Source organism: Kitasatospora sp. NBC_01266 (assembly GCF_036242395.1).
Lineage (GTDB): Bacteria > Actinomycetota > Actinomycetes > Streptomycetales > Streptomycetaceae > Kitasatospora.
In genome coordinates this window covers 3,493,214-3,513,885 of sequence record NZ_CP108458.1, presented here as the reverse complement: position 1 = coordinate 3,513,885, position 20,672 = coordinate 3,493,214, and the positions used below count along the sequence as shown (strand labels likewise).

Annotated in this window: 19 protein-coding genes; 10 read left to right on the top strand and 9 right to left on the bottom strand. The window is 71.8% G+C overall.

All coding sequences use genetic code 11. From position 1 onward, the window contains the following. Positions 1-51: 51 nt before the first annotated feature. Positions 52-2,166 (bottom strand): S53 family peptidase, encoded by a 2,115-nt coding sequence (locus OG403_RS15050; protein WP_329564759.1) that lies wholly within the window; start codon positions 2,164-2,166, stop codon positions 52-54. A 589-nt stretch (positions 2,167-2,755) separates the two neighbouring features. Between OG403_RS15050 and OG403_RS15045 the strand changes: the two genes are divergently transcribed. The 7 genes from OG403_RS15045 to OG403_RS15015 all read left to right on the top strand — a co-directional run bounded on the left by OG403_RS15045 (position 2,756) and on the right by OG403_RS15015 (position 11,493). Next, positions 2,756-3,955: an amidohydrolase gene (locus OG403_RS15045; RefSeq protein WP_329572317.1), complete on the top strand. Its 1,200-nt coding sequence runs from the start codon at positions 2,756-2,758 to the stop codon at positions 3,953-3,955. A gap of 254 nt (positions 3,956-4,209) precedes the next feature. Then, on the top strand, positions 4,210-5,289 hold the full coding sequence (locus OG403_RS15040; protein ID WP_329564758.1) for a BMP family lipoprotein: 1,080 nt from the start codon (positions 4,210-4,212) through the stop codon (positions 5,287-5,289). A 224-nt stretch (positions 5,290-5,513) separates the two neighbouring features. Then, positions 5,514-7,259, top strand: a complete 1,746-nt coding sequence (locus tag OG403_RS15035) for an ABC transporter ATP-binding protein (RefSeq protein WP_329564757.1) — start codon at positions 5,514-5,516, stop codon at positions 7,257-7,259. A gap of 5 nt (positions 7,260-7,264) precedes the next feature. Next, on the top strand, positions 7,265-8,422 hold the full coding sequence (locus OG403_RS15030) for an ABC transporter permease (protein ID WP_329564756.1): 1,158 nt from the start codon (positions 7,265-7,267) through the stop codon (positions 8,420-8,422). Then, a complete protein-coding gene (locus OG403_RS15025) occupies positions 8,419-9,687 on the top strand; it encodes an ABC transporter permease (RefSeq protein ID WP_329564755.1) in 1,269 nt (422 codons plus the stop codon). The genes OG403_RS15030 and OG403_RS15025 overlap by 4 nt, the downstream gene beginning before the upstream one ends. Then, positions 9,684-10,085 carry a cytidine deaminase gene (locus tag OG403_RS15020; RefSeq protein ID WP_329564754.1) on the top strand — a complete coding sequence of 134 codons (402 nt, stop codon included), beginning with the start codon at positions 9,684-9,686 and terminating at the stop codon, positions 10,083-10,085. The genes OG403_RS15025 and OG403_RS15020 overlap by 4 nt, the downstream gene beginning before the upstream one ends. Positions 10,086-10,215: 130 nt before the next feature. After that, the gene (locus tag OG403_RS15015) at positions 10,216-11,493 is read left to right on the top strand and encodes a thymidine phosphorylase (protein ID WP_329564753.1); all 1,278 of its coding nucleotides are present in this window, start codon (positions 10,216-10,218) and stop codon (positions 11,491-11,493) included. 202 nt (positions 11,494-11,695) lie between these two features. On the opposite strand, the gene OG403_RS15010 is transcribed toward OG403_RS15015, so the two are convergent. The 6 genes from OG403_RS15010 to OG403_RS14985 form a co-directional block, all read right to left on the bottom strand. Beyond that, a complete protein-coding gene (locus OG403_RS15010) occupies positions 11,696-12,049 on the bottom strand; it encodes an AbrB/MazE/SpoVT family DNA-binding domain-containing protein (RefSeq protein WP_329564752.1) in 354 nt (117 codons plus the stop codon). Positions 12,050-12,118: 69 nt separating this feature from the next. Next, positions 12,119-12,769 carry a beta-glucanase gene (locus tag OG403_RS15005; protein WP_329564751.1) on the bottom strand — a complete coding sequence of 217 codons (651 nt, stop codon included), beginning with the start codon at positions 12,767-12,769 and terminating at the stop codon, positions 12,119-12,121. Positions 12,770-12,877: 108 nt separating this feature from the next. Beyond that, on the bottom strand, positions 12,878-13,678 hold the full coding sequence (locus OG403_RS15000; RefSeq protein ID WP_329564750.1) for a phytanoyl-CoA dioxygenase family protein: 801 nt from the start codon (positions 13,676-13,678) through the stop codon (positions 12,878-12,880). Positions 13,679-13,743: 65 nt separating this feature from the next. Then, positions 13,744-13,953 (bottom strand): hypothetical protein, encoded by a 210-nt coding sequence (locus OG403_RS14995; RefSeq protein WP_329564749.1) that lies wholly within the window; start codon positions 13,951-13,953, stop codon positions 13,744-13,746. Between the two features lie 456 nt (positions 13,954-14,409). After that, complete coding sequence (locus OG403_RS14990; RefSeq protein WP_329564748.1) at positions 14,410-14,961, bottom strand: Uma2 family endonuclease; 552 nt, start codon at positions 14,959-14,961, stop codon at positions 14,410-14,412. Then, positions 14,958-16,241, bottom strand: a complete 1,284-nt coding sequence (locus OG403_RS14985) for an MFS transporter (protein ID WP_329564747.1) — start codon at positions 16,239-16,241, stop codon at positions 14,958-14,960. The genes OG403_RS14990 and OG403_RS14985 overlap by 4 nt, the downstream gene beginning before the upstream one ends. Positions 16,242-16,305: 64 nt before the next feature. Between OG403_RS14985 and OG403_RS14980 the strand changes: the two genes are divergently transcribed. The 3 genes from OG403_RS14980 (at position 16,306) to OG403_RS14970 (ending at position 19,181) form a co-directional block, all read left to right on the top strand. Next, complete coding sequence (locus OG403_RS14980; RefSeq protein WP_329564746.1) at positions 16,306-17,265, top strand: LysR family transcriptional regulator; 960 nt, start codon at positions 16,306-16,308, stop codon at positions 17,263-17,265. A 137-nt stretch (positions 17,266-17,402) separates the two neighbouring features. Then, positions 17,403-18,551, top strand: a complete 1,149-nt coding sequence (locus OG403_RS14975; RefSeq protein ID WP_329564745.1) for an adenosine deaminase — start codon at positions 17,403-17,405, stop codon at positions 18,549-18,551. 225 nt (positions 18,552-18,776) lie between these two features. Next, entirely contained in the window at positions 18,777-19,181 is a 405-nt protein-coding gene (locus OG403_RS14970; RefSeq protein WP_329564744.1) for an ATP-binding protein, read from the top strand. A gap of 132 nt (positions 19,182-19,313) precedes the next feature. Here OG403_RS14970 and OG403_RS14965 read toward each other — a convergent pair whose 3' ends face one another. After that, positions 19,314-19,496: a PspC domain-containing protein gene (locus tag OG403_RS14965; RefSeq protein ID WP_329564743.1), complete on the bottom strand. Its 183-nt coding sequence runs from the start codon at positions 19,494-19,496 to the stop codon at positions 19,314-19,316. Between the two features lie 210 nt (positions 19,497-19,706). Continuing rightward, on the bottom strand, positions 19,707-20,519 hold the full coding sequence (locus tag OG403_RS14960) for a VanZ family protein (protein ID WP_329564742.1): 813 nt from the start codon (positions 20,517-20,519) through the stop codon (positions 19,707-19,709). Between the last annotated feature and the right edge of the window lie 153 nt (positions 20,520-20,672).

Sequence of the window (20,672 nt, the reverse complement as noted above, 5' to 3'; positions counted from 1 at the left end):
CGGGCCCGGAGTCACCGACTCCGGGCCCGCCTCGATCAGCTGATCAGCTGATCAGTCCTGCTGGTTGTCGTCGCCCGAGTTGTCCGGGCCCGCGTTGTCCGCGTTGTCGTGCTTCAGCGTGTAGGACTTGAAGAAGCCCTTGCCCGGCGAGCCGAGGCCGGTCGCGGTGTCGTAGCCCTGCGCGGCCGACAGGCCGTAGTCGGCGCCGACCTTGTAGAGGCGCACCTTCAGCTGGCCGCCGACCATGCCCAGGTCCACCACGTTGCCGCGCTTGGTGCGCACCGCGGCGTCGTTGACGTCGTGGAAGGCGCGGGTGTTGTAGCGGTCGTACAGGCCGGGGTTGGCGAAGCCGATCGGACGGCCGCCACGGGCCTGGATGGCGTCGGCCTCGATGCCGGCGAACTCCGGCGAGGAGACCGAGGTGCCGCCGTAGCCGCCCTCGCTGTAGGCGCCGCCGGCCGGGGTGTAGCCGACCAGGGTGGCGGCCACCAGGTCACCGCTCATCGCGACGTCCGGGGTGGCGCGCTGCGGGGTGGCCGACTTGGTGCCGTCCGCGGCCACGGTGGAGATGGAGTCCGGCACCACGCCCTGCTGGTACCACGGCTGGGCCTCGCCCTTGACGACGCCGCCGCCACCACCGAAGTAGAAGGCGCCGGGGAAGGGGGTCCAGGACTTCTGGTCGGCCGACAGCACCGAGCGGTCGTCGCCCATGCTGAGCTCGTGGCCGTAGTCGCCGGCCTTGTTCTTCAGCTCCAGCGTGGTGCCGCCGACCGCGGTGATCCACGGCGAGGAGGACGGCCACTGGGTCTGGGCCTGGTTGGTGTCGGCCTGGCAGTTGGCACCGGTGGCCGCCGCGCCGGGCGAGTTGTCGCCGCAGTCGCCGGCCGAGGCCATGAAGGTGATGCCCTCGGTGGCGCCGAGCTGGAAGACCTGGTTGTCGGCCGCGATGACCGCCGGGTCCAGGTCGCCGCTCTTGCCGTGCATGATCTCGCCGTAGGAGTTCGAGACGATGTCGGCCAGGTGGTTGTCCACGATGTTGCTCAGCGCGGCGGTCAGGTCCTGGTCCTCGCAGGAGTTGGCGCCGACGTAGACCACGTTGGCGTCCGGCGCGAGGCCGTGCACCATCTCGACGTCCAGCGCCTCCTCACCCGACCAGTCGCCGCAGTTGGCCTGGTTGTTCCACTGGTTGGGGGTGAGCACCTCCTTGTACTGGCCGGGGGCGAAGGGCTGGTCGCCGTGCGCGGTGGAGAAGTGGTTCGCGTCGGCCTCCATGGTGCCGAGCCCGTAGGCGTCGACGATGGCGACGGTGGCGCCCTTGCCGGTCAGCTTGGCGTCGGTCACGCCGTAGGCCTTGCGCAGCTGGCTCGGGACGTACGAGCAGGGGGCGAACGGCTCGTTCTTCTCGTAGCCGGCCGGGGCGCCGGTGGCCTTCTTGGAGCCGTACTTGCCGTCCGAGCAGGTCGGGTCGGTCGGCAGGGTCTTCGGGGCCTTCACGTCGGCGCCGGCCTGGCCGGCGTCCTGCGCCTGGGCCTCCTGCTCGGCGGCGGCCTGCGAGATGGCGTTCGAGGAGGACTTCTGGACCGTGTCGGCCAGGCCCAGGACGCCGGTCACGTCGGCTGCCACCGAGGCCGGGACCACCGCGTCGGTGGCCGGCGCCCGGTGGGTGCCGTCGTCCGTGCGGTAGTTGCGGAACTGCGCGCCCAGCGCCTTGGTCAACTGGTCGGTGGTGCCGGTGACCTGGAGGTAGTGGGGGTCGCTCGCGCTGATCTTCAGACCGGCGCTGGTCAGCCACTGGGTGACCGCCTTGACCTGCTCGTCGCTGGTGCCGAACTTGGCCTTGGCCTCGGCGGTGGAGAGGAACTGCCCGTACTCGGGGGAGCTCTCGTCCGAGACGGCCTGGGCGTAGGCGGCCAGGCCCTGCGGGTCCCGGCTGGCCAGGTAGACCCGGGCGGTGGCGGGGGTGCCTGCCGCAACCGCGCCGGCGTCGGCCTGCGGGGTGGCCCAGTCGGGGTGGGTTCCGACCAGTTCCTTCGCGGCGGACGGCTGGTCAGCGGTGGTGGCGGCGATGGCCGGGCTGGCGAATGCGAGCGTTCCCAGGACCAGGACAGCGGCGGCCGGGGCGGCGACGGCTATCCCGGCGAGCCGGCTGCGAGCAGCTGCGGGCACGTGAGTTCCCCACTTCTCATGGAAGGCCCCCAGCTCCTGCGGGGGCAGGAACTGGTGACGGCGTGCCGGGCGGGCTTCGTGAGCTCGTTCCGGACGCGGGCGTGACGGATCACCCCACCTGACCTGGCTCCTGAGGGAGGGTCGGCGGAGTGGGAGTTTGACTGTGCGGTTGTGTCTATTCGCTCAGATGGTCGAGCTTCAAGACTTCGCCTGAATTCTTTGCCAGCCCATGACCTGAATGACCGCATGCTGATACGCCCCGGCCACCCAGGTATGACAAAGGGGACGCATGCTGGTGATGGCGGTGTCGCGGAGCGTCGGATCGGGTCGTGACCCCTGGGGCCGCTGGTCGTTGCACAGGTTCATCGCCCAGGGCGGTGCCACCGGGGAAGGCGGCTGAAACGAGATGTCATACCCACCTGCGGGCCGTGTATGCGCCAATCCGGGGAGTTATTCGGCTGAAGTCAAGCCAAACTCGAGCCGCGCCCATACCCTTGTTGGGGTGAAGCGTCCTCAGACCGCCCCGAAGTCCAGCCCGCAGGCCGCCGCGACCGCTGCCGCCCAGGCGCCGTCCGCCCCCGGAGAGGCCCTGCGGCCGCTGCGCGCGCAGGTACGGGCCTACGAGGCCGAGTTGATCGCCTTCCGTCGCGATCTGCACCGCCATCCCGAGCTGGGCCGCCAGGAGTTCCGCACCACCAGGCTGCTGCGCGAGCGGCTCGTCGCGGCGGGCCTGGATCCCCGGCCGCTGCCGGGCGGCACCGGGCTGCTCGTCGACCTGGTGCCGCCCGGCACCGAGGTCGGCACCCCGCTGCTGGCCTTCCGCGCGGACATCGACGCGCTGCCCATCGAGGACGCCAAGTCCGAGGTCCCGTACCGCTCCACGGTGCCCGGCTGCGCCCATGCCTGCGGCCACGACGTACACACCTCGGTGGTGCTCGGCACCGCGCTGGTGCTGGCCGACGCGCTGCGCGAGGGGCGGCTGCGGCAGCCGGTGCGGCTGATCTTCCAGCCGGCCGAGGAGATGATGCCCGGCGGCGCGTTGGACGTGATCGCGGCCGGCGGGATGGAGGGGGTCGGCCGGATCTTCGCGGTGCACTGCGACCCCAAGGTGGTGGTCGGCCGGATCGGCCTGCGCACCGGTGCGATCACCTCGGCCTGCGACGCCCTGGTGCTGAGCCTGGACGGCCCCGGCGGGCACACCGCCCGCCCGCATCTGACCACCGATCTGGTCACCGCGATCGGCCGGCTGGCCGCCGACCTGCCGGGCGCGCTGGCCCGCCGGATGGACCCGCGCTGGGGTGTCAGCCTGGTCTGGGGCCGGATCGAATCCGGCTCCGCGCCGAACGTGATCCCACAGCATGCCGAGTTGGAGGGCACCGTCCGCTGCTTGGAGTTGGCCGGCTGGCGGGAGGTGCCGGACGCGCTGCACGAGCTGATCGGCGCGATGGCCGAGATCCATCGGGCCAAGTGGAGCCTGGACTACAAGCGCGGGGTCCCGCCGGTGGTGAACGAGGCGGAGACGATCGCCCAGTTGGATATGGCGATGACGCGTCAGTTCGGTGGCGAAGGTGAAGGAGTAGTGGAGGAAACGGAGCAGTCCCTGGGGGGCGAGGACTTCTCCTGGTACCTGGAGCACGCGCCGGGCGCGCTGGCCCGGCTCGGGGTGCGCGCTCCGCACGAGACCGCGGTGCGGGATCTGCACCAGGGGCGGTTCGACGTGGACGAGCGGGCGATCGCGATCGGCGTCGAACTCTTCGGCTCGCTGGCACTGGAGTACGGCCACTGCTGAGGGCGGCGGCCAGGGCGATACCGGCGGCATCAGGAGTTCGCCATGGAACCATCAAGATCGAACGGGGGAGCGATGGTTCGGCGGGGCCGTGGGACACTAAGTCGCTCATCGGTGTTTTAGGGACCTGATGGGCCTAAGTGCCACGGTTTGATAACAACCCGAGTGGCCAGGCGACCCGTAACACAACCGTGTTCTACGCGCGTTACGGTGGCGTCCGACCACGCCAAACGGGTGTGTGAGAAGGAGATACTCCCTTGCGCCGTTCAGTAAAGCTCGCCGCGGTTGTGCTCTCGGGTTCCCTGGGCATCGCCTCGCTCGCCGCTTGCGGCGCAAAGAGCACCGACACCGCCTCGTCCTCCGCTTCCGGCTCCGGTCTCAAGGTCGGTATGGCCTATGACGTCGGCGGTCGTGGTGACCAGGGCTTCAACGACTCGGCCGCGGCCGGTCTGGACAAGGCCAAGGCGGACTTCGGCATCCAGGCCAGCGAGGCCGACGCCAAGCCGGGTGAGGCCGACTCCGACAAGCAGACCCGTCTGGAGAGCCTGGTCTCGGCCGGCTACAACCCGATCATCGCGGTCGGCTTCGTGTACCAGGCGACCGTCGAGAAGGTCGCCAAGGAGCACCCGAACGTCCGGTTCGCGATCATCGACTCCGACTCGCCGACCCAGCCGAGCAACGTCACCTCGCTGGAGTTCACCGAGCAGCAGAGCTCCTACCTGGCCGGCATCGCCGCCGCCAGCAAGAGCAAGGACGGCCACATCGGCTTCATCGGTGGCGTGCAGTCCGAGCTGATCAAGAAGTTCGAGGCCGGTTACAAGGCCGGTGCCAAGTCGGTGAACCCGAACATCATCATCGACACCACCTACCTGACCACCCCGCCGGACTTCACCGGCTTCACCGACCCGGCCAAGGGCAAGGCCGCCGCCCAGGGCCAGATCGACGACGGCGCGGACGTCATCTACGCCGCCGCCGGCGCCTCGGGCACCGGTGCGATCCAGGCCGTGGCCACCACCCCGGCCCCCACCAAGGGTGACCAGCTCTGGGCCATCGGCGTCGACACCGACCAGGCCAGGCAGTCCGCCCTGGCGGCCTACTCCAGCCACATCCTGACCTCTGCGCTGAAGAACGTGAACACCGCGGTCTACAACTACATCCAGAGCGTCAAGAACGGTCAGCCGCTCACCGGCATCCAGCGCTTCGACCTGAAGTCGGGCGGTGTCGGCCTGGCCACCACCGGCGGTCACATCGACGACATCGCCGACAAGATCCAGCAGGCCACCCAGGCGATCATCGCGGGCACCATCACCCCGCCGACCACGCCGCCGGCCAACTGACCCACCAGTACCACCGCGTAGTCGAGCAACACGTCTGAGACAGGGAGGGGCCCGGTGGGTCGCGCGCGAGCGCACTCCGCCGGGCCCTTCTCGTACCTCCACTCCGCCGCCGAGCAGCACGGCGGGCCTCCCCTCCTCCACAGCGCAACGACGCGCCTGCTCACCACCAGGAGATCGCCATCACCGCTTCCACGCCCTCCCCCAGCAAGGGAGGTAACCCCACCATGGGATCGGCGACCGTGGCCGTCGAACTGCGCGGCATCACCAAGCGCTTCCCCGGCGTCGTGGCCAACCACGACATCAACCTCACCGTGAACACCGGCACCGTCCACGCCCTGATGGGTGAGAACGGCGCCGGCAAGTCCACGCTGATGAAGATCCTGTACGGCATGCAGCGGCCGGACGAGGGCAGCATCGCGATCAACGGCGAGCTGTGCGAGTTCGCCACCCCCGGCGACGCCATCGCCCGCGGCATCGGCATGGTCCACCAGCACTTCATGCTGGCCGACAACCTGACCGTGCTGGAGAACGTCGTGCTCGGCGGCGAGAAGCTGCACGGCATCGGCGCCAAGGCCAAGGCGAAGATCAAGGAGATCTCCGACCAGTACGGCCTGAACGTGCGCCCCGACGCCCTGGTCGAGGACCTCGGTGTGGCGGACCGCCAGCGGGTCGAGATCCTCAAGGTGCTCTACCGCGGCGCCCGGATCCTGATCCTGGACGAGCCGACCGCCGTGCTGGTCCCGCAGGAGGTCGACGCGCTCTTCGGCAACCTGCGCGAGCTCAAGGCCGAGGGCGTCACCGTCATCTTCATCTCGCACAAGCTGCACGAGGTGCTCTCGGTGGCCGACGCGATCACCGTGATCCGTCGCGGCACCACGGTCGGCGACGCCGACCCGCAGGCAGTGACGGCGCGTGAGCTCGCCGAGCTGATGGTCGGCAGCGAGCTGCCCTCGCCGGAGAGCCGCGAGTCCACCGTCACCGACGTGCAGATGCTCAAGCTCGAGAACCTGCGGATCGCCAAGGCCGACGCCGAGGGCATCGAGCGCGTCGTGCTGGACGACATCTCGATGACCATCCACAAGGGCGAGATCCTCGGCCTCGCGGGTGTCGAGGGCAACGGCCAGGCCGAACTGGTCGAGGCCATCGTGGGCATGCTCCCGCTGGACGCCGGCATGGTGATGCTGGACGGCCAGGACCTCACCGCGATGCTGACCCGCTCCCGCCGCGAGGCCGGCATCGGCTACATCCCCGAGGACCGGCACCGCCACGGCCTGCTGCTGGAAGCGCCGCTCTGGGAGAACCGGATCCTCGGCCACGTCACCGAGGCGCCCAACGCCAAGGGCATCCTGATCGACCCGGCGGCCGCCAAGCGCGACACCCAGCGGATCGTCGAGCAGTACGACGTCCGCACCCCGGGCATCGACGTCACCGCGGCCTCGCTCTCCGGCGGCAACCAGCAGAAGCTGATCGTCGGCCGCGAGATGAGCCACCAGCCCAAGCTGCTGATCGCCGCGCACCCCACCCGCGGGGTGGACGTCGGCGCGCAGGCGCAGATCTGGGAGCACATCCGGGTCGCCCAGCGCGAGGGCCTGGCGGTGCTGCTGATCTCCGCGGACCTGGACGAGCTGATCGGTCTCTCCGACACGATCAAGGTGATCTACCGCGGTCGCCTGGTCGCGGACGCCGACCCGGCCACCGTCACCGCCGAGGACCTGGGCACCGCGATGACCGGTGCCGCCGCCGGCCGCATCGAGTCCGACGGCGCCGCCGCTGCCGCCGAGGTCGCTGAGCCTGCCGAGGTCGCTGAGCCTGCTGAGGCCGTCGAGGCCACTGAGACCGCTGTGGCTGATGAGCCTGCCGAGGCTGTCGTGGCCGCTGTGGCCGCTGTGGCCGCTGACGCCGTCGACGCCCCGGCCGGGGACGCCGACACCACCGACACCGCTGCGGTCGACGCGCAGGCGGGGGAGTGACCCAGATGAGTACCACCACGCACCCCGCGCAGCGGGGGTTCTTCCAGCGGATCGACCGCGAGAAGCTCGGCCTGGCCATCGCCGCTCCGGTGCTGGCCGTGATCACCGCCGTGCTGCTCTGCTCGGTGCTGCTGGGCGTCGCCGGGTACAGCCCGTTCCAGGCGTTCCACGTCATGACGAACTACGGGTTCGCCTCCGACGGGCAGGTGGCGATCCTCAACAAGGCCACCACCTACTACCTCGCCGGCATCGCGGTCGCCTTCGGCTTCCGGATGAACCTGTTCAACATCGGCGCGGACGGCCAGTACCAGCTGGCGGCGCTCTTCGCCGCGTACATCGGCGGGCAGCTGAACCTGCCGTCGTTCATCCAGATCCCGCTGCTGCTGATCGTCGCCATGCTGGTCGGCGGCCTCTGGGCGGGCGTCGCCGGTGTCCTCAAGGTCACCCGCGGGGTCAGCGAGGTCATCTCGACGATCATGCTGAACGCGATCACCACCGCGGTGATCGGCATGCTGCTGGTGCCGGGCATCTTCGTGCCGAGCACCGGTGGCGGGGTCAGCAACACCGTGCAGACCAAGATGATGTCCAACTCCAGCAACTTCTTCACCTTCAGCACCCAGGGCGGCCAGCTCTACGGCTTCCTGATCGTGGCGGTGCTGCTCGGGGTGCTGTTCCAGTGGGTGCTCAGCCGGACCCGGTTCGGCTTCGACCTGCGGGCCACCGGCCGTTCCGAGAGCGCCGCTGCCGCGAGCGGCGTCAACGTCAAGCGCATGGTGCTGACCAGCATGTGCGTCTCCGGCGCGCTGGCCGGTCTGATCGGCATGCCCGACCTGCTGACCTACTCGCACTACTTCGGCCAGAACTTCCAGGCCGGCATCGGCTTCACCGGCATCGCGATCGCGCTGCTCGGCCGCAACACCCCGCTGGGCATCGGCATCGCCTCGCTGCTCTGGGCGTTCATGGACGCTTCCGCCCCGCTGCTGTCGGTGCAGAACTTCCCGCCGGAGATCATCAACGTCATGGAAGGCACCATCGTGATCTGCGTGGTGGTCGCCTACGAGCTGGTGCGCCGCTACGGCATCAAGCGCCAGCAGCAGCGGGTCGGCGCCCAGTTGGCCGCTGCCGCCGTTGCCGCCGCCGCGAAGAAGGAGGTTGCGGCATGAGCACCGTGACTGAGTCCCGTCCGAAGCCGGCCGCCAAGGCCGCCGGCAAGCGCGGCAAGCTGTCGCTGCCGGTCATCCTGCTGCTGGTCGCCGGCGCGATCCTGCTCTTCGCGATCGTCGGTGCTGCCACCGGCAACCACTCGCTGACCTCCTCCAGCCAGATCACCGCCGCGATCGGCGCGGCCGTGCCGATCGGCATGGCCGGTCTCGGCGGCCTCTGGGCCGAGCGGGCCGGTGTGGTCAACATCGGCCTCGAGGGCATGATGGTGGCCGGCACCTTCGCCGGTGCCTGGGCGGGCTACCTGGTCAACCCGTGGGTCGGCCTGCTGGCCGCGATCGCCGCCGGCGCCTTCGCCGGTCTGCTGCACGCCGTGATCACGGTCGGTTTCGGCGTGGACCACATCGTCGCCGGTGTCGGTATCAACCTGCTGATCCCGGGTATCTGCCTGTACATCAACCGGATCTACTACACCGCCTACCAGAGCGCGGGCGCCGGCGCCGGCCAGTCCCCGCCCACCCCGGGGCTGCCGAGCCTGACCGTGCCCGGCCTCTCCTCCTGGCTGTCGACCGTCGAGGGCCACCACTGGTTCTTCGTCTCGGACGTGGCGGGCGTGCTCGGCGGCCTGGTCAGCAACCTCTCGGTGGTCACCCTGCTGGCGGCCGCGCTGCTGGTCGGCAGCTACTTCGTGCTCTGGCGCACCAGCTTCGGCCTGCGTCTGCGCTCCTGCGGTGAGAACCCGACCGCGGCCGAGTCGCTGGGCGTCAACGTCTACAAGTACAAGTACATCGCGGTGATCGCCTCCGGCGGCTTCGCCGGTCTCGGTGGCGCCTACCTCTCGATGGTCGCCGCCAGCATCTACCACGACGGCCAGACCGGCGGTCGCGGCTACATCGGTCTCGCCGCGATGATCTTCGGCAACTGGCTGCCGGGCGGCCTGGCCACCGGTGCGGCGCTGTTCGGCTTCACCGACAGCCTCCAGCTGCGCGACCCCGACTCGGTGCACGTGCTGCTGCTGGTGATCGCGCTGATCCTGGCGCTGCTGGCGCTCTGGCAGGGCTACCGGCGCAAGCTGGTCCCGGCCGTGGTCAGCCTGGTCGCCGCCGCCGGCATGGCCGCCTGGTACGCGGCCACCGACGCGGTGCCGCGTCCGCTGATCGTGGCCTCGCCGTACATCATCACCCTGGTGGTGCTGGCGATGTCCTCGCAGCGGCTGCGTCCGCCGAAGGCCGACGGTCAGATCTACCGCAAGGGCCAGGGCAAGTGACGGCCCCCCAGGTCGCCGAGATCGACTGGGACGCGCTGCGCGCGGCGGCCCGGGACGCGATGTCCCGGGCGTACGCCCCGTACAGCAAGTACCCGGTGGGCGCGGCCGCGCTGGTCGACGACGGCCGCGTGGTCAGCGGCTGCAACGTGGAGAACGCCTCCTACGGCCTGGGCCTGTGCGCCGAGTGCGGGCTGGTCTCGGCGCTCTACGCGAGCGGGGGCGGCCGGCTGGTCGCCTTCGCCTGCGTGGACGGTGCCGGGCAGGCGCTGATGCCGTGCGGGCGCTGCCGCCAACTGCTCTACGAGCACGGCGGACCGGAGTTGCTGGTGGACCTGCCGTCCGGGATCAAGACGATGGCGGAGGTCCTGCCGGACGCCTTCGGCCCGGAGCGGTTGTAGGACCCGGAAGTATCCGGAAGTATCCGGATCTGGTGGTAGCTACGCGCGAGTGACGCGCGTAGAGTTGGCGCGAGGGCGGCTGAGCAGCAGCCGCCCTCGCGCCGTTCTTCGTTTCTTGTGGGAGAAAGCCATGGACGTCATCTCCGTCATCACCGCCAAGCGCGACCGCCGCGAGCTGACCGATGATCAGATCGACTGGGTGATCGACGCCTACACCCGCGGCGTGGTGGCCGACGAGCAGATGTCCGCGCTGGCGATGGCCATCCTGCTGAACGGGATGAACCTGCGCGAGATCAGCCGCTGGACCGACGCGATGATCCGCTCCGGTGTCCGGATGGACTTCGCCGCGCTGGGCGTACCCACCGCCGACAAGCACTCCACCGGTGGCGTCGGCGACAAGATCACCCTGCCGCTGGCCCCCCTGGTCGCCGCCTGCGGCGCTGCCGTTCCGCAGCTGTCCGGGCGCGGCCTGGGCCACACCGGCGGCACCCTGGACAAGCTGGAGTCCATCCCCGGCTGGCGCGCGCTGCTCTCCAACGACGAGATGATGCACGTGCTGCGCGAGTCCGGTGCGGTGATCTGCGCGGCCGGTGACGGCCTGGCCCCCGCCGACAAGAAGCTCTACGCGCTGCGCGACGTCACCGGCACCGTCGAGGCGATCCCGCTGATCGCCTCCTCGATCATGTCCAAGAAGATCGCCGAGGGCACCGGCGCCCTGGTGCTCGACGTGAAGGTCGGCTCCGGCGCCTTCATGAAGAACCTGGCCGACGCCCAGGAGCTGGCCCGCACCATGGTGGGCCTGGGGCGCAACGCCGGCGTCAACACCGTCGCGCTGCTCACCGACATGTCGACCCCGCTCGGCCTCACCGCCGGCAACGCCCTCGAGGTGCGCGAGTCCCTCGAGGTGCTGGCCGGCGGCGGCCCGGCGGACGTGGTGGAGCTGACCGTCGCACTGGCCCGCGAGATGCTCAAGGCCGCCGGCGTGCACGGCAAGGACCCGGCCGAGGCCCTCAAGGACGGCTCCGCGATGGACCACTGGCGCCGCCTGATCTCCGCCCAGGGCGGCGACGTGGACGCCCCGCTCCCGGTCGCCAAGGAGCAGCACGTGATCCCGGCCCCGGCCGGCGGCGTGCTGACCGCCCTGGACGCCTACGCGGTGGGCGTCTGCGCCTGGCGCCTGGGCGCCGGCCGGGCCCGCAAGGAGGACCCGGTGCAGGCCGGTGCCGGCGTGGAGATGCACGCCAAGCCCGGTGACGTGGTGACCGCCGGCCAGCCGCTGCTCACCCTGCACACCGACACCCCCGAGCGCTTCGAGTACGCCATCGAGGCGCTGACGGGCGGCGTCGAGGTCTCGCCGCTGGGCACCGAGTACACCCGCACGCCGCTGGTGCTGGACCGGATCGGCTGAGGCGGAAGCCGAAGCCGAGATAGGCGCGGGGGGTAGGTCGGGGGGACAGGTCGGGGGGCTCGGGGCTTTCGGGGGGCTTCGGGGTTCTCGGGGGTGGGTACCGGTGGGCGGTTCGCGGGGTGCGGGCCGCCCACCGGCGTTCGGCGGGTGCGGGGGCGCCGCAGTGAACTGGTCCCAGTAACGCAGGAAGTGGGCCGGCTCCTCATCCGTCGGCACGGCGTTTGATTTCTGCGGGGTCGAGCCCGGCGTCGTCCGCCAAGTGCCGGAGGAAGGCTTCGCCGTCTTCGAAGACCGTGCCCCGCTTGCCTCGGGCCAGGTCCTCCTCCACCTCCTGCTCCTTGGCCTGCCACTCGGGCGTCCAGAACCAGGCTTGATCCTCCGGGATCACGGAGGCCGGAGTCATGACGATCCGGCCGTCCTCGACGGCCACCACCAAGTGGTCGCCCTCCTGAAGCTCCAGTTGTTTCCTGATGTCCTGCGGGATCGTCACCTCGCCGTTCTTGCGGAGCGGAGTGGAGATCAGGTGTGGGCGACGTCGACGCTTCGGGTCAGCCATGCCACAAGTCTGCCTGACCGTTTGCGGTGTGAGTCGCCTGGAACGAGGAGCAAGGGCGGGTTGCCGGGCTCAGCGCTCCACCTGCAGGCTCAGGCAGGTCCAGCTCAGCCGGCGGGGCCCGAAGAAGGGTGGGGCCGGGTGGTAAGTGCCGTCCGACACCGAGAGGTTGACGATCAGGTAGGCCGACCAGTCGTCGCCCACCCCCATGCCGTCGGAGTAGATCCGGGTGTCGCCCGCGTACCAGTCGACGGAGTCGGCGCCGATGGTGGTGCTGAGGTCGATGGTGGCGCCCGGGGCGACGCCGGCGGCGGTGCCGTCCCAGTAGTAGGAGCCGCCGCTGACGTGGTTGGTGACCTCCAGCAGGCCCGGGTGGTCGGGGTGGTACTCGAAGATGTCGACCTCGTTGCCGCCGTCCCGCCAGGTCCAGATGGCCGGCCAGGCGCCGATGCCGGTGGGCAGCGTGACCCGGGCGTGCAGGGTGTCGCCGGCCCGCAGCTGGAAGCCCTGCGGGCTGCCCTCGGTGGTGAGCAGGTTGCAGCTCCAGCGGTAGCCGAACCAGCTTCGGGTGGCGGTGAATTGGCCGCTCGGGCAGTAGGCCCCGTTGAGCTGGTCGAGTTTGTGGTCGGCCCGGTTGGTCGGGCCCATGTTCGGATAGGCGCTGGTGCGCCCGGCCACCCACTGCTCGGTCGAACCGAAGTCCGCGTCGAAGACGATCGCCATGGCTCTCTCCCTGGTTTCGCAGGGTGATATGCCCGCTACCGCTTGCGATAACCGCAGGCTGCGGGCCGGTGTGGCGGTCGGCCACGGCTCGACCGGTGACCGCGCGAACTACGAAGGGCCGAGGCCGAGTCCGAGTCGGACGGCGCGGGCCACGGGGGTGTGCGCGCCGTCCGTGCGGTCCAGGTCGAGCGGAGCGGTGGACAGCAGCGGCGGCTGGGCCATGAAGCGCGGGACGGTGCCCCGGTGCGGCTGGGCGCCGTGGATCAGGAACGGGTGGCAGAGGTAGACGTCGCCGGCCCGGCCGGTGGCGAGCGCCTGCGGGCGGTCGGGGGAGTCGAGCCGGCCGGCCTCGTCCATGGCGGTGCAGACCTCGAAGAGGTTGGCGCCGCGCTCCCCGTACGGCTCCAGGAACGGCGGCACGTCCAGGTGCGAGCCCACCTTGATCCGGGTCGGCGCGTCGTCGGTGCCGACGTCCGAGAAGAGGAAGAGCATCAGCAGCGCCCGGTCCCGCGAGCGGAGGTTGAGCCAGTAGCCGTCCTCGCCGGGCGGGGTGAAGCTGCCGTCCATGTGCCACCCGGCGTCCCCCGGGTCCGCCGGGTGCGGGAAGCGGATCGGGAACGTGCCGAGCCCGAGCCGCGGCGTCCAGTTGCCCGGGCCGACGAGCTGGTCGAAGGCGGCGTGCAGGCGCGGGGTGGTGGCGGCCCGCTGGAAGGGGGCGTCCGCGTAGCTGAAGAGGCGGACGACGGGCTGCGTCCAGCTGACCGGGTCGTCGGGGTCCAGGCCCGTCTCGCGCCAGAGGAAGGCGCGGCACTCATCGGCGAGGGCGCGCGGGAACGCCTCGGGGAGGTGGACGAAGCCTTCGGTGACGAAGCGCTCGATCTGGTCGTCGGTCAGGACGGCGGCACACATGGCGCCGATTCTGGGCGGCGGCTGCGGCGATCGGCAACTGAGTTTCCGGGCAAGTGGGTTGTGGCTCAGCGGCGGTGGCTGCGGGCCAGCGCGGCGGTGCCCAGGGCGAGCAGCGCGAGGGCGAGCACGCCGATGGTGAGCAGGTGCGGGGCGATGCCGGCGTCGGCGAGCGTGGGGCGGGCGCCGGGGGCACGGCTCGCGGCGCCGGCGGGAGTGGCGAGGGCGAAGGCGAGGAGCGGGGCGGGGAGGAGGGCGAGGGCGCTGGACGTGGGCATGCGGGGCTCCTGGCACAGGAGGGGATCGGCCGCCACCCAGTTCAGTCGAACGGAGGTACGGGCATCGCGCAGGCGCACCGGGGATGCGGCTCGTCGGGCGAGCCGCGTTCACCCGGAAGGGGGGTGCCCGGTCGGGCGGTGGACGCCGTGGCGGAGCTTCTCGCCGATCGGCTCGGCCGGCGTGGTGCATGCCGCCGCTGCCGCCGGCCATCGGCATTCCCTGGATCCGGCGGTTCCCGAAGACCTCGTCGAAGGTCTCCGAGCCGCCGACGGCTGCCGAGGTGGTGGTGGGCTTGGACAGGCCCCAGCAGGGCGGTGCCGGCGGTGGCGGTCAGGGCGACCGCGGCACCCTGCGGCATGCGTCGGCGGGTCAGTTCGGTCGAGCCGGTCGCGGGTGTGGACGAATTGACGTGCCCGGTCCTGGAATTCAGCGCGGGCACGCCAGACCGGCCCCTGCTAGTACGTGAGCAGCACGCTCGTGTCGAGGGTCCATGGCCCGACGTGGATCTCTTCGCCGAAGGCGAAGGGCGCCTGGGACGTGTAGCCGGGCTTGGAGTGCACGACGCCGGTACCGGTGCGAGGGTCCACCAGGAGGTAGTAGGGGATGCCCATGGCCGCGTAGTCGCGGACCTTGTCCTCGTAGTCGTTCTCGGGGTTCGACTTCGAGACGACTTCGACCACCAGGAGGGTGTCCTGCGGCAGCAGCGCCGGTTCGTCACCTTCCAGGACCTCCTCCGGGAACACCATGAGGTCCGGCCTGCGAAGGCGGCCGAGACCGGGATCCTCAAGGTCGGTCCCGGCGTGGGCGACGTGGCCCGGGTGGGTGCCGGGCAGCTGTTCGTTGAGCTGGCGGGCGATCCGGAGCACGGCGAGTTCGTGCCGCTTGACCGGGGACGTCGTCATGAGGATCCGGCCGTGGGCGATCTCTACGGCGCCGATGCCCGGGACCTGCGGCAGTTGGTCGGCGATCTCGCGGAGCCGGGCGAATGTCGCCGCGTCGATGCTCATGCCCGCACGGTACCCATCCCCGCCGCCCGCCACGTGGCGTACAGCGTCACGCCGCCCGCCAGTGCCATCGCCGCCAGCCCCACGCTCGCCGCGCCCGACCAGCCGACCGCGTGGAAGGCGTCCGCGCCCACCGTGCCGCCCAGGCTGTTGCCGAGGTAGTAGGCCATCAGGTAGAGCGCCGAGGCCTGGGCGCGCCCGTGCCGGGCGGTCCGGCCGACGGCGGAGGAGGCCGTCGCGTGGCCGGCGAAGAAGCCGCCGGTGATCAGGACCAGGCCGAGCAGCGCGCAGAGCAGGGAGTCGGCCAGCGAGAGCAGCAGGCCCGCCGTGGTCAGGCCGATCGCGACGTAGAGCGCGCCGCGGCGGCCCACGGCCTGGTTGAGGCGTCCGGCGGCGGCGGAGGTCGCGGTGCCGACCAGGTAGACCACGAAGATCGTGGCCGCCACCGACTGGGGCAGGTGGAAGGGCGCCGCGATCAGCCGGAAGCCGACCGTGTTGTAGACCGCGCCGAAGACGGCCATGAAGAGCATGCCGAGTGCGTACAGCCGCAGCAGCAGCGGGTCGCGCAGGTGGGCGCCCACGGTGCGGGCCAGTGCGCGCGGGTCCACGGGGGTGCGGCGGAAGTGCTGGGCGGTGGGGATCAGCAGGCGGAAGGCGAGCACGGCGAGCAGCGCGAGCGCCGCCGAGCAGGCCAGCCCCCAGCGCCAGCCCCAGGCGGCGGCGGTCCAGCCGGCGACCAGGCGGCCGCCCATGCCGCCGATGCTGTTGCCCGCCACGTAGAGGCCCATCGCGGAGGGCAGCGCGCTGGGGTGGATCTCCTCCGCGAGGTAGGCCATCGCGGTGGCGGGCAGGCCGGCCAGCGCCACGCCCTGGATGACGCGTAGCACGACCAGGACGCCGAGCGAGGGGGCGAACGGCAGCGCGGTGGCGATCAGCGAGGCGGCGAGCACCGAGCCGGTCATCACCGCCGTGCGTCCGTACCGGTCGGAGAGCGCGCTGGCCGGCAGCAGGCCGAGCGCCAGGCCCAGGGTGGCCGCCGAGGAGGTCCAACTCGCCGCTCCGGGCGTGAGGTCGAGGTCGGCGGAGAGCAGTGGCAGCAGGCCCTGGGTGGAGTAGAGCAGCACGAAGGTGGCGATGCCGGCGGCGAACAGCGCGAGGTTGGAGCGCCGGAAGTCCCGTTGCCCGGGGCGCAGTCGCAGATCGGTGGCGGGGAGGGAGGGGACGGCACCCGGGGCGGTGGCTGCGACGGATGCCTCGGCAGCGGTGGTCTCGACGGGAGGCATGGCAACGACGCTAGACCTGACCGATTCCATGCGTCCAATACATCAATCGGCGATAATTCATGCCATGGCGCATGAGGAGAATCCGGTACCCAGGCCCGTCGAACTCGATCCGCACGCCCCGGTCGTCCAACTGGCCCCCAGGCTCGCCCAGTTCGCGGCGGTGGCCAGGCTGGAGCATGTCACCAGGGCGGCCGAGCTGCTGGCCATGCCGCAGCCCACCCTGTCGCGCGCGATCGCCCGACTGGAGGGCGAGTTGGGCGTCGAGCTGCTGGCCCGCGAGGGGCGCACGGTGCGGCTGACCCGGGCCGGGCAGCTGCTGCTCGGCTCGGTGGAGCGGGCACTGGCCGAGCTGGAGCGCGGGGCGCGGGCGGCGCGCGCCGAGGTGGATCCGGCGGCGGGGCGGGTGGCGTTCGGGTTTCTCCACACCATGGGGACGGACGCGGTGCCCGCGCTGCTGCGGGGCTTTCGGGTCGACCATCCCCAGGTGCGGTTCCAACTGGTCCAGGACTACGTGGCGGCGATGCTGGCGCGGCTGCGGGCGGGCGAGTTGGACCTCTGCCTGGTCTCACCGCTGCCCGCCGAGGACGACCCGGAGCTGACCGCCCGCCCACTGGACGAGCAGGTGCTGCACCTGGTGGTGCCCGCCGACCACCGGCTCGCCGGGCGGCGCCGGATCCGGCTGGCGGAGGTGGCCGAGGAGCCGTTCGTCGCGCTGGAGCAGGGGTACGGGCTGCGCGGGATCACCGACGAGTTCTGCGCGCAGGCCGGGTTCGCGCCGCGGATCGCCTTCGAGGGGGAGGAGGCGGAGACGCTGCGCGGGCTGGTCGCGGCCGGGCTCGGGGTGGCGCTGCTGCCGCCGGGGACCGTGCCGCGCCCCGGGGTGGTGGACCTGACGGTGACGGCGCCGCGCACCCGGCGGGCGATCGGGCTGGCCTGGGTGACCGGTCGGGCGCTGCCGCCGCCGGCCGCGGCGTTCCGCGCGTTCGTGCTGTCCCGGCGCGGGCGGCTGCTGGACCACGGGTGATCCGAGGCGGTCGCGGGAGCGGCTGGTCCGCGCTGCCGCCGGTGCGGTGGTGGACCGTTGGTGGACCACGGGTGAAACGTAAAACCTGGCGGGGGTGGCGAGTAGGAATCTACGCGCGTAGGGGCTACACTCCCGCAATGGAAAAGCAGATCCTCGTCCCCGCGGGCACCACGGCCCCGCGCGTTCCCACCGCCGACCAGATCCGCCGCGCCCCCAAGGTGCTGCTGCACGACCACCTGGACGGCGGGCTGCGCCCCGAGACCATCGTCGAGCTGGCCGCCGCCTGCGGCTACCAGGGGCTCCCCACCACCGACCCGGCCAAGCTGGGCGTCTGGTTCCGCGAGGCCGCCGACTCCGGCTCGCTGGTCCGCTACCTGGAGACCTTCGCGCACACCTGTGCCGTGATGCAGACCCGGGACGCGCTGATCCGGGTCGCCGCCGACTGCGCCGAGGACCTGGCGGCCGACGGCGTGGTCTACGCCGAGGTGCGCTACGCCCCTGAGCAGCACCTGGAGGCCGGGCTGAGCCTGGACGAGGTCGTCGAGGCGGTCAACGAGGGCTTCCGGATCGGTGAGGCCAAGGCCCGCGCCAACGGCCACCGGATCAAGGTCGGCACCCTGCTCACCGCGATGCGGCACGCCGCCCGCTCGCAGGAGATCGCCGAGCTGGCCAACCGCTACCGCGACGCCGGCGTGGTCGGCTTCGACATCGCCGGTGCCGAGGCGGGCCACCCGCCGACCCGGCACCAGGGCGCCTTCGACTACCTCAAGGGCGAGAACAACCACTTCACCATCCACGCCGGCGAGGCCTTCGGGCTGCCCTCGATCTGGGAGGCGCTGCAGTGCTGCGGCGCCGACCGGCTCGGCCACGGCGTGCGGATCATCGACGACATCGCGGTGCACGAGGACGGCACGGTCACGCTCGGCCGGCTGGCCGCCTACGTGCGCGACAAGCGGGTCCCGCTGGAGATGTGCCCGACCTCCAACCTGCAGACGGCGGCGGCGACCTCGTACGCCGAGCACCCGATCGGGCTGCTCAGCCGGCTGAAGTTCCGGGTCACCGTGAACACCGACAACCGGCTGATGAGCGGGACCAGCATGAGCCAGGAGTTCGGCCACCTGATCGAGGCGTTCGGGTACGGGCTGGACGACATGCTGTGGTTCACGGTCAACGCGATGAAGTCGTCGTTCCTGCCGTTCGACGAGCGGCTGGCGATGATCAACGAGGTGATCAAGCCGGGGTATGCGGAGCTGAAGGCCGAGTGGCTGTTCGGCGCCTCGGCCTGAGCGGTCCCCTTCGCTGAGGCTGCGTCAAGTCCCTTGCGGGGAAGGCTTGGTGTGACTGTATGACAGTTCACTCGGCCGAGTGAGGGACTTTGGCCCCGGCCCGACGGACTGTCTACGGTGAGCCAATCACTGCTGACACGGTGCAGCGGCAGATGCTCGGGCCCGCGCCTTCGGGCCGGCCCGGGCAGCAGCCCGCGCCGGCCCGACGGACCCAAGGACGGACCCATGAAGCAGGCCACTCTCAAGGCTGCCGGCACCGCGGCGCTCGGCGTCGTCATCGCGGCGACCGCGGCCGGTGCCGCGTCGGCCGCCACCGGCGGTCTCAGTGCGCTGCCCACCGGTGCGCTGCCCGACACCGGTGGCCTGACCGGGACCCTGAACCAGGCCCCGGCGCTCGGTGGCCCGGTCTCGCAGACCACCGGCATGCTCAGCCCCAAGGCCGGCCAGGCGCCCGCCGCGCAGGCCCCGGCGGCGGACGGCCCGATGGCCGCCGCCCCGGCCGGTGAGGCCACCCGCGGGCTGCCGATCGCCGGGCTGGCGAGCGTGGCGCAGAAGGCGCCCGGTCCGGTGGGCGGCCTGCTCGGCGGTGCCGTGCCGGTGAGCGGGGCCGTGCCCGGCCTGGGCGGCTGACGGGTCGGCAGTCCCTCTCGTGCGGCAAGGGCCGCCCGCTCCGCTCACGCGGGGTGGGCGGCCCTTGCCGCACCCGGGGGGATCGCCGGGGCAGGGTTCCTGGGCCGGGCTTCCTGGGTCAGGCTTCCCGGGTCACGGCTCCTGGGGGAGCAGCAGCCACAGCGCCAGGTAGATCAGGAACTGCGGGCCGGGGAGCAGGCAGAAGGCCAGGTAGATCAGCCGGACCGTCCAGGCGGAGAGGCCGAAGCGCTCGGCGACCCCGGCGCAGACGCCGGCGATGAGGCGGTTGTGGCGGGGACGGGCGAGCGTGCGCATGGCGGTCTCCGGGCGGTGAGCTGCGGGTCGGTCGCGCTCCGGGGAGCCCGGGGCGCTGACTCCAGGCTGCGTCCGGTGGGCCTGGGCGGGCGTCAGCCCGGATGCCGATCCGTTACCCCGGAGTCTCACCGGGGCCGGGCGAGTGGATCTCGGGGTTCCGCTCAGGGGCGGCCCTGAGTCGGACGGCGCTGGGGCGCGGGAGTGCGGGCCTCAGGAGCGGTGGGCGCGGGCCGGGGTGCGGTGGTGGGCCGGCGGCAGCGGGCTCGGGCGGTGGGCGCGCAGCTGCAGGCGGCTGCCCGGGGCGTCGTCGAGGAGGCCGCGCGCGATGGCGGGGGCGGGCGGCAGCGGGTCGAAACCGGCCGGCCGCGGTGCCGGGTCCGCAGTCGGGGTGGCCGTCGCAGCCGGGGTGGCGGTCGCAGCCGGGGTGGCGGTCGCCGGCGGCTCGCCCGCCGCCGACCGGGTGCGCAGCCAGGCCCGCCCGGCCGGGACCACCGCCAGGTGGGCGGCCGCCGCGCCGATCACGCCGAGCAGTATGTCGTCCACGTTCAGCACGTGACCGGCCACACCGGTGCGCACCACCTCGACCGCGGTGGCGATCAGCGCGGTGGCGCCGATGGTCTGCAGGAAGGACGGCAGCCAGGCGGTCCGCAGTCGCCCGCCCGCGATCGGCAGCAGCACGCCGAGCGGGGCCAGCATCGCCAGCTCGCCCGCGACCTGCCGCAGCCCGGCGGCCCCGCCGGTGCTGAGGGCCCGATGCACCGAGGCGAACGGCGTCAGGTTGGTGTCGTAGGCCCAGGCGGTGGACACCTGGCGCAGCGCCAGCCAGGTCAGCAGCAGGCTGTAGAGGGCGAGCAGGCTCAGGCCGACCGAGCGCAGCGCGAGCGGCAGGGCTTCACCCGCCGGGGCTTCACCCGGTGCCTCGGCTGCCAGTGCCTCGTCCGCCGATGGCTCGTCCGTGGTGCCCGGAGCGTCGACCGGCGGCGCGGCCGTCGCGGTGGCCTGCCGTCGGTCTTCGATTCGCACTCTGTCGCGTGCGTCCCGCACGCCGGTGCCATCTCGCTGCACGCCCCTGATGACGCGGTGCCAGGTTGTCCTGGTTCCTCGCCGCTCCACGCGGCCGGGCGTGGCATCGCTCACAGCGGAACCGGGGGCCCGTTCGTCCGCGTACCGCTCGTC

Coding starts and splice junctions, on each gene's coding strand:
- OG403_RS14975 (WP_329564745.1), top strand. CDS start 17,403: ATGGAAAAGCAGATCCTCGTCCCCGCGGGCACCACGGCCCCGCGCGTT.
- OG403_RS14970 (WP_329564744.1), top strand. CDS start 18,777: ATGAAGCAGGCCACTCTCAAGGCTGCCGGCACCGCGGCGCTCGGCGTC.
- OG403_RS14990 (WP_329564748.1), bottom strand. CDS start 14,961: ATGAGCATCGACGCGGCGACATTCGCCCGGCTCCGCGAGATCGCCGAC.
- OG403_RS14965 (WP_329564743.1), bottom strand. CDS start 19,496: ATGCGCACGCTCGCCCGTCCCCGCCACAACCGCCTCATCGCCGGCGTC.
- OG403_RS14980 (WP_329564746.1), top strand. CDS start 16,306: ATGGCGCATGAGGAGAATCCGGTACCCAGGCCCGTCGAACTCGATCCG.
- OG403_RS15035 (WP_329564757.1), top strand. CDS start 5,514: ATGGGATCGGCGACCGTGGCCGTCGAACTGCGCGGCATCACCAAGCGC.
- OG403_RS15000 (WP_329564750.1), bottom strand. CDS start 13,678: ATGTGTGCCGCCGTCCTGACCGACGACCAGATCGAGCGCTTCGTCACC.
- OG403_RS14995 (WP_329564749.1), bottom strand. CDS start 13,953: ATGCCCACGTCCAGCGCCCTCGCCCTCCTCCCCGCCCCGCTCCTCGCC.
- OG403_RS14985 (WP_329564747.1), bottom strand. CDS start 16,241: ATGCCTCCCGTCGAGACCACCGCTGCCGAGGCATCCGTCGCAGCCACC.
- OG403_RS15005 (WP_329564751.1), bottom strand. CDS start 12,769: ATGGCGATCGTCTTCGACGCGGACTTCGGTTCGACCGAGCAGTGGGTG.
- OG403_RS15025 (WP_329564755.1), top strand. CDS start 8,419: ATGAGCACCGTGACTGAGTCCCGTCCGAAGCCGGCCGCCAAGGCCGCC.
- OG403_RS15010 (WP_329564752.1), bottom strand. CDS start 12,049: ATGGCTGACCCGAAGCGTCGACGTCGCCCACACCTGATCTCCACTCCG.
- OG403_RS15030 (WP_329564756.1), top strand. CDS start 7,265: ATGAGTACCACCACGCACCCCGCGCAGCGGGGGTTCTTCCAGCGGATC.
- OG403_RS15015 (WP_329564753.1), top strand. CDS start 10,216: ATGGACGTCATCTCCGTCATCACCGCCAAGCGCGACCGCCGCGAGCTG.